Here is a 14938-nt window from a genome sequence, read left to right as displayed (position 1 = left end):
GCGCTCCCGTCGAGACCGACCCGCTGCCGACCGACCCGGGCCCCGCCCTGAAACTACGAGTGCCGGCCGGGTGAGGGGCCCAGTTTCTGCAGGTCAGGGCGTGACGATGGCGAAGTCCGGCGTGGGCTCCTCCAGCACGGCGGTCAGACGTTGCAGGGCGGTCATGTCGCCGTCGTGGCCGAGACCGCCGGCGCCGCCGTCTCCGGCGAGCAGGGAGAGCAGGCGCTGCCTGGTGAGCTGGAGCGTCAGGTCCGCGCCGTCGCCGGACGGTGACGTCTCGTGGATCAGAACACCGTTGGACATCGTGGTGCGGTGGCGCTCGTCCAGGTCGGTGATGTGCCAGTCGATGGCGAAGTGCTCGTTCCAGGCACTGGGGCCGTTCACGCGGATGGCGAGGGAATCGAAGATCTGCTCGATGGTGAGCGCCTTGAGCATGTCCGGTGCGGTGGTGTCGGTCGTGCCCGCCGAGGGGCGGCCGGTCAGTTCGGTGGCGCCGGTCAGGTAGAAGTTGCGCCAGGTGGCGTTCTCGGCGCCGTGCCCCATCCGGGTGTAGACCTGGGCCAGGAGTCTGCGGGCCGCCGAGTCGTTCTCGTCGGCGAACACCGCGTGGTTGAGCAGGGTCGCCGCGAAGCGCAGGTCACCGTCCCGGACGTAGCGCTCGGCCAGCCCCACCACGGCGGAGGTGCCGCCCAGGCATTCTACGTAGCGGCGGGCCTGTTCGACGGGCGGGTGCTCCCACAGATGGGCGGGATTGCCGTCGAACCAGCCCAGGTAGCGCTGGTAGATGGCTTTGACGTTGTGGCTGACCGAGCCGTAGTAGCCGTGGGTGTGCCAGGCCCGTTCGAGGGCGGGCGGCACCTGCATGGTTTCGGCGATCTCGGTGCCGGTCATGCCGCGGTTCACCATGCGTACGGTCTGGTCGTGCAGGTAGGCGTACAGGTCGCGCTGCTGCGACAGGAAGGTGACGATGTCGTCCCTGCCCCAGGTGGGCCAGTGGTGGGAGGCGAAGGCCACGTCGGCGCGGTCGGCGAACAGCGCGATGGCCTCGGTCAGGTAGCGGGCCCAGACGCGCGTGTCGCGGACCAGCGCGCCGCGCAGGGTGAGGACGTTGTGCAGGTTGTGGGTGGCGTTCTCGGCCATGCACAGGGCGCGGTGGTCGGGGAACAGGAAGTTCATCTCCGCCGGGGCCTCGGTGCCGGGGGTGAGCTGGAAGACGATGCGTACGCCGTCGACGGTCTCCTCCTGCCCCGTACGCGTGATGTCGACGGTGGGCGGGATGAGGGAGACGGTGCCGGACGAGGTGCCCATGCCGAGACCGCAGCCGAGCTGGCCTTCGGGGGAACGGGGCAGGAGCTGGCCGTACATGTACAGGACCCGGCGGTTCATGGCGGTGCCGGCGTAGACGTTCTCGGAGACGGCGTGCTCCATGAAGTGGGCGGGAGCGATGACCGGGGTGCCGGTGACGTCGCGGGTGCCGTCCATGACGCCGCGGGCGCCGCCGAAGTGGTCGGCGTGGGAGTGCGTGTAGACCAGGCCGGTGACCGGGCGATCGCCGCGGTGGTCGCGGTAGAGCCGTAGTGCGGCGGCGGCGCACTCGGTGGAGACGAGCGGGTCGATGACGATGACGCCGCGTTCGCCTTCCACGATGGTCATGTTGGACAGGTCCAGGCCGCGCACCTGGTAGATACCGTCGGTCACCTCGAACAGCCCTTGCTTGGCGCACAGTTGCGCCTGCCTCCAGAGGCTGGGATGGGCGGTCTGCGGGCAGTCGCCGCTGAGGAAGTCGTAGGCGTCGTTGTCCCAGATGGCCTTGCCGTCGGCCGCCTCGACCACGGCGGGGGTCAGTTGGGCGACGAATCCGCGCTCGGCGTTGTCGAAGTCCGCACGATCGTGAAAGGGAAGGTCTGCCATGGGACGGTGCTGCCCTCAGCCGTCTCCGGAGAAGGCAAGGAGAGCCTCAAAATTCCTCGTCACGGCCAGAAACGAGCGGGAGGACGCCGGGACGATCCCGCCCGTCCCGGCAGCAGGCCTGGCGCCGCGTGGACGAGCCGGCGCGCGTCGATGCCTGCTCGACCTGGGCTTGCTCGATACGCACCCGCTCGTTCACTCTTGGCCGAGTGCATACCGTGGCCCGCGTTGAGCGCCGGATGCCTGAGGAAGGCTGAGCACATGTGTCCTTCCCGGGCCGGCCTGCCGGCATGGCTGCGGACGGCGGGCGCCATCATGGTGATCGTCGGCCTCTACTTCGTCGTGCCGATGCCGTGGGCACAGGCGGAGGCCGACCGGACCGCGCTGCGTGCGGTCGTGTGCCTGGCCGGGCTGGCCGTGGTGACGTGGCTGCTGACGCGTCAGGTCAAGCGTGCGCTGCGGCCCGACCGGCTCGTCGCGGAGCAGATGGCGGTGCTGCTGACCATCGTCACCGTCGTGGTGGTCTTCTTCGCGGCGGCCTACCTCGTGATGGCCGATCAGTTCACCGGGATCCGCACGCGACTGGACGCGCTGTACTTCTCGGTGACGACGCTGGGCACGCTCGGGTACGGCGACGTCGTCCCCGTCGGGCAGGGGGCGAAGGTGGCGGTCATCGTGCAGGTGGTGTTCGACCTCATCATCGTGACGTCGGCTTTGACGATCGTCGTGGGCGGCGTGCTCGTCCTGGCCGTGATGACCGTGCTGGTGGTCATCGGGACCGTACTGACCGGCAAGGGCGTCGGAGGGCTGCTGTGACGTTCGCGGCGGGACTGCGCGGCGTCCAGCGGGCCGACCTCGGCAAGGAGATCATCGCGGGTGTGACGCTGGCGGCCGTGGCGATCCCGCTGAGCATCGGATATGCCCAGATCGCCGGTCTGCCGCCGGTGGTCGGCCGGTACACCGCCATCCTGCCGATGCTGGTCTTCGCACTGTTCCGAGCCCGTGCTGGTCGGCTCATCGCGGGCCTGACCGTCGAGATCCTCACCAGCCAGGTGAAGAAGATCCTCGGCGTCCACACCAGCGCCGAACGGTTCTTCCGGAACGGCGGGAGATCATCACCAAGCTCCCCCAGGCACACCTGTGGAGCATCGTCATCGCGACCGTGCTGGCGACCGTCGCACCGCTCCCAGATCCCCAGCGCCGTCCGCACGCGTTTCCCAGGCCGTCAGGGTGGCCACCTCGGCGTCGCCGTGGCGCGATGGACTCACCACCCATGGGGAGCCGGCGACCGATCCGCAGATGCGCCACGGATGCAGAACCGACGCTACGCGGATGTCACCATGTCGGTAGTGATCCGATCCCACCTGCCATGATTACTTAGAGCATTGAATCAATCACCAAAAGTGACTGCCTGGCTTTTGGGGGAGGTCCATTGCTTCTCCATGTCTTTCACGCAACCCGGGCCGCGGCCGCACTCGGCGGCGCTGCCGTCCTCATTCCGCCGCTGGTCCTTCCCGCCGCGGTCGCCGGCGAGGCGCGCACCGCCGCGGTCACGGTCGCGGTCACGAACGGGGTGCAGTTCACCGGCGCGGCCGGCAAACCCCTCCACGCGCACGCAGGCGGGGTGATCCGGGTGCGCGGCTACTTCTACTGGTTCGGCCAGAACGCCCACGGCAACAACCGCTTCCGGTTCATCTCGGTGTATCGCTCGACCGACCTGCGCACCTGGGAATTCCGCAACCACGTGCTGACCCAGTCCTCGGCCCCCGAGCTGAAGGTCGCCGGCCTCTGGCGGCCCAAGGTCATCTACAACGCCCGCACGAAGCAGTACGTGCTCTGGATGCGCAAGGAGAAGAAGGAGGGGGACTTCAGCCAGGGCCGGGTCGCGGTCGCCACGTCACCCACCGTGGACGGCGACTACCGCTACCGGGGCAGTTACCGGCCTCTCAACGACAAATCCTTTGACATGACCGTATTTCGCGACGACGACGGCCAGGCGTACCTGATCTCGACCACCAACGCCCAGGAAGACCTCACCATCTTCCGCCTGACTCCCGACTACCTCAGGGTGGCCGCCAGGGTGACCACCCTGCGCGGCGTCAAACGGGAGGCCCAGGCGATCTTCAAACGCGGCGGTGTCTACTTCCTCGTGAGCTCAGGCGTCACCGGATGGCAGCCCAACCAGGCCAAATACGCCACCGCGACCCGCATCGCCGGGCCCTGGAGCCGCATGGCCGACGTCGGCGACAGCATCGCCTACGGCTCGCAGGCCGCGCACGTCCTTCCGGTCCAGGGGAGCGCCACGACCTCGTACCTCTACATGGGCGACCGGCATGCGAACGCGTGGGGCGGCAAGATCAACGCATCTGAGTACGTCTGGCTGCCGCTCCGGTTCCCGTCCACAAGGTCGCTGTCGATGCGGTGGTACCCGCGGGTCTCCATCAATACGGCGACCGGCGTGGTGCGCGGCCTCGGCTCCGGGCACGCCTACGAGATCGTGCGCGCCCGGCACAGCGGCAAGTGCCTGACCGTGCGGTGGTCCTCCAGGGCCGACGGAGCCGGGACCGCGCAGCAACCCTGCGGCACCGCCGCCAGCCAGAACCAGCACTGGCAGGTGCTCGGGCTGGGCAACGGCTACCACCAGCTCGTCGCCAGGCACAGCCACAAATGCCTCACCGTGCCGTCGTCGTCCACCGCCAGTGGAGTACGGGTGACGCAGCGGACCTGCGGCACCGGCGCGAACCAGCAGTGGCGGCTCACCCGGACCACCGGCGGCTACTACCGGATCACCGCCCGGCACAGCGGCAAATGCCTGGACATCCGCTACGGCTCGGCCGCGTCCGGCGTGCGGGCCATCCAGTTCACCTGCAAGGGCAGCGCCAATCAGCAGTGGCGGCGGGCGGGCGCACCCTATTGAGCCTGCCCCGACCGTGTGCCCGGTTCCGGATCTCCTACGGACGGAGGAACATGTATCACCCCTTCAGGCGTTCGGTGCCCGTCATCGCCGTCCTCATCGCCGTGCTGCTCGCCGCATCGCTCGCCGCCATGCCGTCGCAGGCCCTGACCCCCGCGGCGAAATCTCCGCTGCAGGTATGGGTCTATCCCGGTAACAAGGTGGCCATCCAGCCAACCGTCTACGGTGTGAACAACGAATGGCGCCACATCACCAGCGCCGAGTTCCCGGCCTTCAACGCCAAGCTGCGCAGTTTCGGATACCGGCTGCTGCGTTTCCCCGGCGGCTGGGAATCGGAGCACTACGACTGGGCGACCAATACCACTCCTGGCTGGAGCAAGGCTCCGAGGCAGACGGGCGCGAATGCGACGCAGGCCAAGAAGGCAGGCGTCAAAGCGGCGTTCGTCGTCAAGACTGCCCCCTATGTCGGCAACCCGACCACGGCCAACCTGAACATGCTGAAGAACGAGGCCCGCCGCCTGGTGCGGGCGCACGGCGGCACCGTGAAGCACTGGCTGATCGGCAACGAATGGTGGCTGCAGCAGGGTGGTGACCGGGCGACGAAGCTCCGCAGATACGTGACCGTGGCACGAGCCATCGCACGGGAGATGAAGGACGCCAACCGCTCGATCAACGTGTACGTGACCGGCGACTGGACGGCCCCCTGGGAGTTCACCTGGATGCGGAACGGCTTCGCCGCCGGATGGCGCCACGTCGACGGTGTGGACCTGCACATCTACGCGGGCGACGACGGCTCTGCCACCGATTACCGGCACATTCCACGCAACCTGGCAGCCATCAAGTCAAGAACCGGGAAGTCGAAGATCTTGGTCTCGGAGTGGGCGGCCACCAAGGCCAACTCCGTCGGGACGAAGAGAGCGTTGCGCTCGGTGAACACCATGGTCGTCATCATGCACACGATGATCCGGGCCGGCGTGACGTCCATGTCCTACTGGCCGGCACCTGACATCGCGCAAGGAATCGGGCTTGTCCACGAGGTGCGAAGCGGGGTCTATCGAGACCTGCCGCACGGTCAGGCGTTCAGATGGATGGCCAACGGGATGACGGGCCACTCCGTCGCGACCACCGGCACCCCGGCGACGGTCGCCTCACACCACACCGGCAACAGGACCATCACCGTGCTGATCCCGTCCAAGGAGCTGTCCAAGCAGCCCGTCACTGTGCATTTCGCCAACACGAACGTCACCCAGGTTCTTTCCGGACACGTCATGTGGATGAAGGACCCGAACGCGATCAAGCAGGCGGCGAACATCACCGGCATCAGCGTCACCGGCTTTGATCCGGCGAAGAACACGGTGACCGTCACCGCCAACCCCGCGACCGCCGGACGGGGCAGCAGCTACGAGCTCATCAAGCTCGTCGTCAGGTACCGGTAGGACTCCGCGTCCAGGGACCCACGCGTCGGATCGAGTCATGTAGCGGCGGCGGCGAGCGGGTCGACCTCGGCATCCTCCACCGTACCGACCAGGTGTGGACCTCCGACAACACTGACGCGCTGGACCGGCTGGAGATCCAGCACGGCTTCTCCCAGCTCTATCCGGCACGCGTCATGGGCGCCTGGGTGACCGACAGCCCCAACCCGTACACAGGCCGGACGATCCCGCTCGACCGCCGCTTCCACGTGGCGAGTGCGCGGTTCCGGTATACCGGCGTTCGCTCCGCTTCGGGCTGGCCGGCCACCGGACCAGCGTGTCAAGAATCCGCCGGCCCTCAGCTGCGCTGGACGAACTGGGGGGTGATGAGCTCGGTCCGTCCGGCGGTAGACCCACGGCCGGAGCTCGCCTTGACCCTGGCCGCCAGGATGGGGCCGTGGAGCAGCGGGTCGTACGTCTGCTCCTGCCACGTACGCAGCCGCTCGGCGAGGTCCTTCTCGACTTCCGCGAGGTCCTCGCTGCCCGCCAGGTTCACCGTCTCGTGGGGGTCTGCCTCGACGTCGTAGAGCTCGACGCGGGACCGGAGGCTGGTGTCGTCGACGCCGACGGCCGAGCCCGAACGCGCGATGTCGAGAGGCAGCGGCACGATCGGCCGCTCCTCGTAGCTGATGATGTACTTGTACCTTTCCGTACGCACGCAGCGCACCGGGTCGTACTGGCGCAGGCCATGCCAGTTCTTCTCGGCGTAGATCTCCTGACGCGGTGTGCCCTCGCCACCGACCAGCTCCGCGGCGAAGCTGGTCCCCTGCACGTTCGCAGGGACCGGCGCCCCGAGCAGGTCGAGCAGGGTCGGGACCACGTCGACGTGGCTGACCAGCCGCGAGCTGCGCGGCTGCACGGGCGGGGTCGCGGCGGGCAGCCGCACGATGAGCGCCACCTCGATGCCGGAGTCGAAGAGCGTGGACTTGGCGCGCGGGAACGGTACGCCGTGGTCGGTGGTGAAGATGACGATGGTGTTGTCCTCCAGGCCGAGTGTGCGCACCTGGTCGAGGATCCGGCCCGTGGCCGCGTCCGCGTACGAGACGGCCGAGTTGAACCGGCGCAGGTCCTCCAGCCCCTCCGCGGTCGGCCTCATGTAGGGCGGCACGTCGACCTTCATGTCGTCCGGCGCCGGGAACCGGTGCGGCGGGAAGGGCCGATGCGGTTCGAACATGCCGACGACCATGAGGAAGGGTTCGTCCTCGGCGGCGAGCGTGGCGAGCCGGTCGACCGCGAGCTCCGCGACGACGGGGGCCGCCTGGCGGTCGGCGTTGAGGTCGATGACCTGGTCGTATCCCAGGGTGGCGCAGTCGGCGCTCTCGTGCTGCAGTCCGACGAGGATCGACCGGTAACCACGCGGCGCGAGCAGCATGGGCAGGGTCTGCTCGTTCGCGTGGTACTCCCAGCCGAGATGCGCCAGGCCCATCAGCCCGTTGCTGTGCGGGTACCTGCCGGTGAACAGGGACCCTCGCGCCGGCGAGCACAACGGCGCGGTCGAGAACGCCCTGTCGAAGACCACGCCGCCGTCCGCCAACGCGTCCAGGTGGGGTGTCCGCACGTGCTCAAGGCCGTAGGCGCCGAGGTAACGACCGGTGTCGTGCCAGTGGACGAGAAGGATGTTGGGTTGGGCAGTGCTTGTCACGAGCGATCCTCGATCAGTGGGGTTCAGGAGAAGGCGGGCTATTTCAAGCCGGTTGTGGCGATGCCGCGCACCAGCCAGCGCTGTCCCAAGAGGAACGCGATGAACACCGGCAGGAGCGACACGACGGACATCGCGAAGAGCGCGCCCCATGAGGTCTCGCCCTGGGAATCGACGAAGGACCGCAGCGCCACCGGGACGGTGTAGGCCTCGGGGGACGTCAGGTAGATCAGCGGCGTGAAGAAGTCGTTCCAGGTCCAGATGAACGTGAAGATCGCCGTCGTCGCCAGGGCCGGGACCATCAGCGGGAGGATGATCCTGGTGAAGATGACCACGTGCCCGGCGCCGTCGATCCCCGCGGCCTCGTCGAGCTCGCGTGGGATGCCGCGGATGAACTGCACCATGAGGAAGACGAAGAAGGCGTCGGTGGCCAGGAACTTCGGCAGCACCAGCGGCATCAGCGTATTGATCCAGCCGAGGTGGGAGAACAACACGTACTGCGGCACGATGATCACGTGCAGCGGGAGCATGATGCTCACGAGCATGACGGCGAAGGACAGCCGGCGGCCGCGGAAGTCCTGCCGCGCGAACGCGTAGGCCGCCATCGCGCAGGACACGAGGTTGCCGGCGATGCTGAGCACGACGATCACGATGGAGTTGACCAGGTAGTGGCCGAAGGGATAGCGCAAGGCCTGCCAGCCCCGCGTGTAGTTCTCCGGCTGCGGATCCCTCAGCAGCAGACCCGATTCGCGGAAGATCTCACCCTCGGGCCGTAGCGAGCTCACCACCATCCACAGCAGCGGGTAGATCGCCACCACGCAGGCGACGATCACCGCCAGGTGTTTGACCAGGCTCTTGCGGCGGACGCTCCGCCGTGGGGCGGCCTGAGCGGCCGGGGCGCCGGCACGCCGGGTCGCCGGGGAGGCGGCTTCAGTTTTCATAGTGGACCCAGAATCTTGCGGCGTAAAAGTTCACGGCGGTGAAAGCCCCGATGATGATCAGCAGCAGCCAGGCGAGCGCGGAGGCGTAGCCCATGTCGAACTCGCCGAATCCCTTGTCGTAGAGGTACAGCGTGTAGAACAGCGTGGAGTCCGAAGGGCCGCCCGTCCCGCCGGAGACGATGAACGCCTGGGTGAACGCCTGGAAAGCCGAGATGATCTGCAGGACGAGGTTGAAGAAGATGATCGGCGTGATCAGCGGAAACGTGATGTGCCTGAACAGCTTCCACCTGCCCGCGCCATCCACCTGCGCCGCCTCGTAGTAGGACGAGGGGATCTGCCGCAGGCCCGCGAGAAAGATGATCATCGGCGCGCCGAACGTCCACACGTGCAGGCCCACGATGCTGTAGAGCGCGGTACGAGGATCGGACACCCAGCCGATCCCCTCGATGCCGAAATACGCCAGGAGCCGGTTGACCAGCCCTTCGGTGCCGAACATCTGACGCCAGAGAATCGCGACGGCGACCGACCCGCCCAGGAGCGAGGGCAGGTAGAGCACCGACCGGTAGAACGCCAGCCCGCGCATGCCGGTGTTGAGCAGTACGGCGATGGCCAGCGCCAGGCCGAGTTGCAGCGGCACCCCGAGTGCGACGTAGACCAGGGTGACCTTCAACGACTGGTGCAGCCGCTCGTCGCCGAGCATGCGGCTCAGGTTCTCCACGCCGATCCACTCGGCGGGCTGGAGCAGGTTGTAGTCGGTGAAGCTGAGGTAGAGGGAGGCGAGCATCGGGCCGGCGGTGATGACCACCAACCCGACCAGCCAGGGAGTGAGGAAGGCGTAGGCCGAACGGTCGCCCTTCCGCTTCGTGGCCGGGTTGTGCCGCAGGTCGCGCAGCTCGCTGATGACGCTCACGGACGACTACTCCTTGATCGCGGACGCCATGTCCGTGGTCAGCTTCCCTGCGGCCTCCTGCGGGGTCAGACTGCCGAACAGCACGTCCATCGCATGGCGCTGCAGAGTGCTGTCAAGCTTTCCGCCGCCTGCGGGGATCGCCGGCCGCTGCCCGCCGAGGTCGGGGGTGATCTTCTCGGCGAAGTCGAGCGCCTTCTTGTCCGCGGGGCTGACGCCGGCGGCGATGGCCTCGCGCACCTGCGAGTTCGCGGGCACACCCAGGCTGGTGAGCGTCACCTTGGCGGCCTCGGGGTTGTTGACCATGAAGTCGACGAACTTCTGCGCCATGGTGGGGTTCTCGGCGCGGGCGTTGATGGTCCACAACGAGTCGGGCTTGAAGAACAGGGCCGCCTCGGCGGACGAGCCTGTGGTGCTCGGCGGGCGCAGAACGGTGAGATCGGCTCCGGACGCCTTGGTGACCGCGCCGACGGCCGAGCTGAAGAACCAGCCGAAGGCGGACTTGTTGGTCGCGAGGCCGCTCTGCTCCAGCGCCTTGTGCTGCTCCGTGATGACCGAGGCCGGGGGGATCCCCTTCGACGCGCCGAGCCCCTTGAGGAACTCCATGAAGCCCGTCACGTCGGAGGTCTGGTATCCGAGGCCGCCCTCGTTGGTGTACATCGATTTGCCATTCTGGCGCAGCCAGAGTTCGAGCATCGGGCCGAAGTTGGAGAGGTCGGAGCCGTAGACGCCTTTCTCGCTGCCCGCGGTGACCTTCGCCGCCGTCTCGGCGTACGTCTGCCACGTCCAGGTGGAGTCGTCGGGCATCTCGACCCCGGCGGCCTTCAGCACGTCGGGGTTGGCCAGGATGGTCATGGTGTTCAGGCCCGCGGCGACGCCGAAGCGGCCCTTCGCGGTCTTGCCCTCGGCGGCGGCCGGCTCGCTGAACTTCGAGACGTCGATCGAGGCGCCGAGTTCCTTCAACGCGCCGCGGTCGGCGTACTCGCCGAGGAACGAGTCGTTCAGCATGACCACGTCGGGCGCGTCCTGAGCGGCGAACTGCGTCGCGAGCTTGTCGAAGTAACTCGCGAAGCCGGTGCACTCGAGCTGCACGGTGATGCCGGCATGGGCGGACTCGAACGCCTTGGCGGCCGCCTGCACCTTCTGCGTCCGCTGGTCGTTGCCGAAACAACCCACCCGCAGCGTCGAAGACGCCTCTCCACCGCCGGAGCCGGTCCCACAGCCGCTCGTCGCGAGCACCGAGGCGATCAGGACACCCAGCGCCACCGTTGCAGGCTTCATCATCGTTTCCCTCCTGATCTGCCCCTAGAATGAAGGCAGAATCTACACGAATAGATTTCGGAGTCAATACCGGAACCTCGGCCAGCCCGGAGACGACCGCGCACGTGAGCCGGGAAGGCTCGCCAACGCGTGTCACCAAGCAGGTTTCCGGTGTTCACAACGACGACAGCGCGCAACAGTCGCCGTTGCCGCTATGCTGATCGCGTGACATGGGACCGTGCGGTTACTCGTAACGACGTTGCCAGATACGCTCAGGTCAGCCCGGCCGTCGTCAGCTATGTGGTCAACAAGGGGCCCAAGCGGGTCCGCCCGGAGACCGAGGCTCGCGTCCTCGAGGCCATCCGCGTCCTCGGCTACCGGCCCAACGCGGCGGCGCGCGCGCTGAAGCTGCGTTCCCAAGAGATCTTCGGTCTCGTGTTGTCCTCGGGAGGCAACGCCCTGTTCGTGGAACTGGCCAACGCCATCGAGGATGCCGCCAAGGCCGAGAGGTTCGCCGTCATCCTCACCAACTCCCGCGCCTCGGCGGCCAAGGAGCGCGAGCACCTGCGCAACCTCGTCGCCCGGCAGGTCGACGGGATCCTCCTGGCCAGCGTCGATGCCGTGCCGGACATCTCCGACGTGAGCGCGGCGGGCGTGCCGATCGTGTTGCTCGACAACACCGGCACCGTCCCGGCTGTGCCTTCCCTGGGCGCCGACCTCGAAGGCGGCGCCTACGCTGCGGTCAGCCACCTGATCGGCCACGGGCACCAGCGCATCGGCATGATCAGCGGTCCGCCCGGTGACCACCCCGACGGACGCGAGACCGGCTGGCTCCGGGCGCTGTCCGAGCACGGGCTGCCCGAGGGTCCCCTGCTCCCGGCGAAAGTGTCCCGGTTCGGCGGCTACCAGGCGGCCAGGCGCATGCTGGCCTTCCCCGGCGCCCCCACCGCGATCTTCACCAGCGGGGACGCGCAGGCCGTCGGAGCGCTGCGCGCGATCCACGAGGCGGGCAAGCACATCCCCGAGGACGTCGCCGTCATCTCGTTCGACGGCTCGACGGAGGCCGAGTACACCTGGCCCCCGCTGAGCACGATGCGCCAACCGGTCGACGAGATCGCCCGCGACGCCGTCACCGCGCTGCTGGCGCTCAAGGCCGGCGGCGGCACGCCGCCACAGCACCGTCACTACACCACCACGCTGCAGGCCCGCGGCTCCTGCGGCTGCGCGGACACGCCGGCCTAGAGCGGCGGGCCGGTCTGCCCCGCCGGGCGGGCGAACCGGTCGGCGGCCGCTCAGGGCGAGTCGCCCATCTGGTGCATCGTCGTCGCCAGCAGGTTCCAGTTGAGGAATCCCGCACCCGTGATGCCCTCGCCGGTGTCGGGGTCGTAGTACTCGTGCAGTGTTCCCGTCCGCTCCAGGTCCCCGGCCAGCAGCGCCAGCGTGCCGTCGAGGATCCGGCGGGCCGGCACGGCGAAGCCGTAGCCGCGCAGCCCGGCGAAGGCGATGTAGTTGGCCACCACCCACACGGGGCCCTGCCAGTTCGACGGGTTGGCCGTCGCCGCGAGGTTGTAGAGCGGCTCTCTGGGCGACAACGTCCTGATCCCGAAGTCGCAGAAGAGGTCGCAGGCGGCGACCATGGCCGCCGCCTGCCCGGTCGTGGCCACGCCGGCCCACAGCGCATAGAAGCCGACCCACGACCGGTAGCGGAGCGGCACGGCCCAGTCGGCCTCCTGGCGCACTCCGGCAGGCGTGCGGGTCAATGCGTCGGCGTGGCAGAAGTCGCGGGCGACCGGATCCCACAGGTCCCGTCGGACCAGTTCGGCGAGCCCGTCCGCACGCAGCGCACAGTCCGCGCCGCAGCGCTGATCACCGGCGAGGTCGTGCAACCGGGCCAGCGCGCGGTACTCGGCCACCATGAGGCAGTTGAGGTCGATGCCGATCGTCGCGTTGAGCGGGCGCCCGTACACGCCGGGATGGTTGTCGGCTCCACTGCCCCGGTGCGACCGCCACACGAACAGGCCGGAGGGGTGCCGCTGCGTCCGCTCCCAGTGTTCGACGTGCCGGCGCAGCCCGGGAACGGCCTGCGCCGCCCAGTCCCGTACCTGGTCGCCGGCGAGCAGCGCCATCTGCGCGAGCACGGGCTTGGCCGAGTTCAACGGCGAGTCGGCGGCCCGCCCGGGTGGGCTCTGCGCCAGGTCGGTGGGGATGACGAAGGGAATCGAGCCGTCGGCGCGCTGGTGGTCCAGGAAGTTCATGACGCAGTCCCGCACCAGCCCGCCGTCCGGCAGGTGGGGGCGAAGGGCGATGAGGGTGAAGTACGCGTCCCAGTCCCAGAGCTGGCCACGGTAGGCGGCCGCGGGGTCCACGAACGGTCTGCGCAGGGCTCCCTCAGCTGGCCTGCGCACCTGGGGTCGCTGGACGGACAGGAAGTCCTCGATCCGGGCCAGGTCGTCTCGCGGGCGCCTCATGCGGTCACCGCCTGGCTCCGGTGTGGCCGGTCGTCCACAGCGGCCTGCTGCCGCGCCAGTTCCTCCGTGAGATCGGCGCGGATCCGCGCGTAGGCCGGGTCGTTCCAGACGTTGCTCAGCTCGTCGGGGTCGGTGGCCAGGTCGTAGAGCTCCCAGCAGGGCGGCTCCGACGTCGTGCCGGTGCCGGGCAGGCCGAGGCCGTCGTTGTAAAAATAGATGAGCTTGTAGCGGTCTGTACGGATCCCGTAGTGCGCCCATACCCCGTGGGCAGGGTCCTGGTGCTGCCAGTACCGGTAGTAGACCGCGTCGCGCGGGGGCGTGGTGGCCCATCCCGCGACCAGCGGGCGCAGACTGACCCCCTGCATGCGCGCGGGCGCCGCGATGCCTGCCCAGTCCAGGAGCGTCTGGGCGAAGTCGACGTTGGACACCAGTTCGCCGCGGACCGATCCCGCCTCCACCTCCCGCGGGTAGCGCACCAGCAGGGGCATGCGCAGCGCATGCTCGTAGATGAACCGCTTGTCGTACCAGCCGTGATCGCCCAGGAAGAAGCCCTGGTCCGAGGTGTAGACGAACACCGTGTCCCGCGTCAGACCTGCCTCGTCGAGGTAGCCGAGAAGGCGGCCGACGCTCTCGTCGACGGCCGCGACGCAGCGCAGGTAATCGGTGATGAAGCGCTGGTACCGCCACGCGGCCAGGCCCTCCTCGTCCAGGCCGGGGGGCGGCTCCATTTTGAGGTCCTTGGGCGTGAGGTCCCGGCCGACGCGCATCCTGGCAGCCTGGGCGGCGCCCGTACGGGTGGCGTAGTCGTCGCGGAAGGTCGCCGGCTCCTCGAAGGTCCGGTCGTTGTAGAAGTCGCGGTGCCGTTCGGCCGGCTCCCACCCGCGGTGGGGCGCCTTGTGATGCAGCAGCAGGCAGAAGGGCCGGCTCCGGTCCGTGGCACGCAGCCAGTCCAGGCTGAGCTCGGTGAGGACGTCGGTGACGTAGCCCTCATGCCGCTCGTCCCCGCCGGCGGTGCTCAGCACGGGGTCGTGGTACTCACCCTGACCGCGCAGGACCCGCCACTCGTCGAACCCCTGAGGGTCGTGGCCGGCGCCGTGGCCGAGATGCCACTTGCCGAACAGGGCCGTCTGGTAGCCCGCCTCCTGGAGCAGGGCGGGGAAGGTCGGCTGGGCTGCGTCGAAGGGGCCAGCCATGGACATGACCCCGTTGACGTGGCTGTGCGTACCGGTGAGGATCACCGCCCGGCTCGGCGCGCAGATCGCGTTGGTGCAGAAACAGCTGTCGAACCGGGCGCCCTCCTCGGCGATGCGGTCCAGCTCCGGAGTGTGGTTCAAGGTGCCGCCGTACGCGCTGATGGCGTGGGCGGCGTGGTCGTCGGACATGACGAAGACGATGTTCGGGGTGGTCATCGGGGTACGGATACTCCTCG

Annotated in this window: 12 protein-coding genes and 1 pseudogene; 6 read left to right on the top strand and 7 right to left on the bottom strand. The window is 68.5% G+C overall.

Annotated features, from left to right (window positions below; translation table 11 throughout):
* Positions 1 to 93: 93 nt before the first annotated feature.
* Complete coding sequence (locus tag E1294_RS14685; RefSeq protein ID WP_132508791.1) at positions 94 to 1911, bottom strand: alkyl/aryl-sulfatase; 1818 nt, start codon at positions 1909 to 1911, stop codon at positions 94 to 96.
* A gap of 258 nt (positions 1912 to 2169) precedes the next feature.
* Between E1294_RS14685 and E1294_RS14680 the strand changes: the two genes are divergently transcribed.
* The 5 genes and pseudogenes from E1294_RS14680 to E1294_RS55750 form a co-directional block, all read left to right on the top strand.
* On the top strand, positions 2170 to 2724 hold the full coding sequence (locus tag E1294_RS14680; RefSeq protein ID WP_165977280.1) for a potassium channel family protein: 555 nt from the start codon (positions 2170 to 2172) through the stop codon (positions 2722 to 2724).
* Complete coding sequence (locus tag E1294_RS14675) at positions 2721 to 3281, top strand: SulP family inorganic anion transporter (protein WP_220447741.1); 561 nt, start codon at positions 2721 to 2723, stop codon at positions 3279 to 3281. Before E1294_RS14680 ends, E1294_RS14675 begins: the two co-directional genes overlap by 4 nt.
* A gap of 59 nt (positions 3282 to 3340) precedes the next feature.
* Positions 3341 to 4825, top strand: a complete 1485-nt coding sequence (locus E1294_RS14670) for an RICIN domain-containing protein (RefSeq protein WP_220447740.1) — start codon at positions 3341 to 3343, stop codon at positions 4823 to 4825.
* A 50-nt stretch (positions 4826 to 4875) separates the two neighbouring features.
* The gene (locus tag E1294_RS14665; protein ID WP_132508787.1) at positions 4876 to 6258 is read left to right on the top strand and encodes a hypothetical protein; all 1383 of its coding nucleotides are present in this window, start codon (positions 4876 to 4878) and stop codon (positions 6256 to 6258) included.
* 14 nt (positions 6259 to 6272) lie between these two features.
* Positions 6273 to 6497 (top strand): annotated as a pseudogene (locus E1294_RS55750) (alpha-galactosidase); the annotation flags it as partial.
* A 95-nt stretch (positions 6498 to 6592) separates the two neighbouring features.
* On the opposite strand, the gene E1294_RS55745 reads toward E1294_RS55750, so the two are convergent.
* The 4 genes from E1294_RS55745 to E1294_RS14640 are packed head-to-tail and all read right to left on the bottom strand — an operon-like array spanning position 6593 to position 11065.
* Positions 6593 to 7936 carry a sulfatase family protein gene (locus E1294_RS55745; protein WP_165977279.1) on the bottom strand — a complete coding sequence of 448 codons (1344 nt, stop codon included), beginning with the start codon at positions 7934 to 7936 and terminating at the stop codon, positions 6593 to 6595.
* Between the two features lie 38 nt (positions 7937 to 7974).
* The gene (locus E1294_RS14650) at positions 7975 to 8874 is read right to left on the bottom strand and encodes a carbohydrate ABC transporter permease (RefSeq protein ID WP_132508783.1); all 900 of its coding nucleotides are present in this window, start codon (positions 8872 to 8874) and stop codon (positions 7975 to 7977) included.
* Positions 8864 to 9775, bottom strand: a complete 912-nt coding sequence (locus tag E1294_RS14645; RefSeq protein WP_246083019.1) for a carbohydrate ABC transporter permease — start codon at positions 9773 to 9775, stop codon at positions 8864 to 8866. Before E1294_RS14645 ends, E1294_RS14650 begins: the two co-directional genes overlap by 11 nt.
* A 15-nt stretch (positions 9776 to 9790) precedes the next feature.
* Entirely contained in the window at positions 9791 to 11065 is a 1275-nt protein-coding gene (locus tag E1294_RS14640) for an ABC transporter substrate-binding protein (protein ID WP_132508781.1), read from the bottom strand.
* Between the two features lie 201 nt (positions 11066 to 11266).
* On the opposite strand from E1294_RS14640, the gene E1294_RS14635 reads away from it, so the two are divergent.
* Positions 11267 to 12283 carry a LacI family DNA-binding transcriptional regulator gene (locus E1294_RS14635; RefSeq protein ID WP_132508779.1) on the top strand — a complete coding sequence of 339 codons (1017 nt, stop codon included), beginning with the start codon at positions 11267 to 11269 and terminating at the stop codon, positions 12281 to 12283.
* A 50-nt stretch (positions 12284 to 12333) separates the two neighbouring features.
* Here the strand turns inward: E1294_RS14635 and E1294_RS14630 are convergent, their stop codons facing one another.
* Positions 12334 to 13509, bottom strand: a complete 1176-nt coding sequence (locus tag E1294_RS14630; RefSeq protein ID WP_132508777.1) for an MGH1-like glycoside hydrolase domain-containing protein — start codon at positions 13507 to 13509, stop codon at positions 12334 to 12336.
* Entirely contained in the window at positions 13506 to 14918 is a 1413-nt protein-coding gene (locus E1294_RS14625) for a sulfatase family protein (RefSeq protein ID WP_132508775.1), read from the bottom strand. The genes E1294_RS14630 and E1294_RS14625 overlap by 4 nt, the downstream gene beginning before the upstream one ends.
* Positions 14919 to 14938: the final 20 nt, after the last annotated feature.

Origin of the sequence: Nonomuraea diastatica (assembly GCF_004349015.1) — a bacterium.
Classification (GTDB): Bacteria; Actinomycetota; Actinomycetes; order Streptosporangiales; family Streptosporangiaceae; genus Nonomuraea; species Nonomuraea diastatica.
This window is presented reverse-complemented; position numbering and strand designations above follow the sequence as displayed.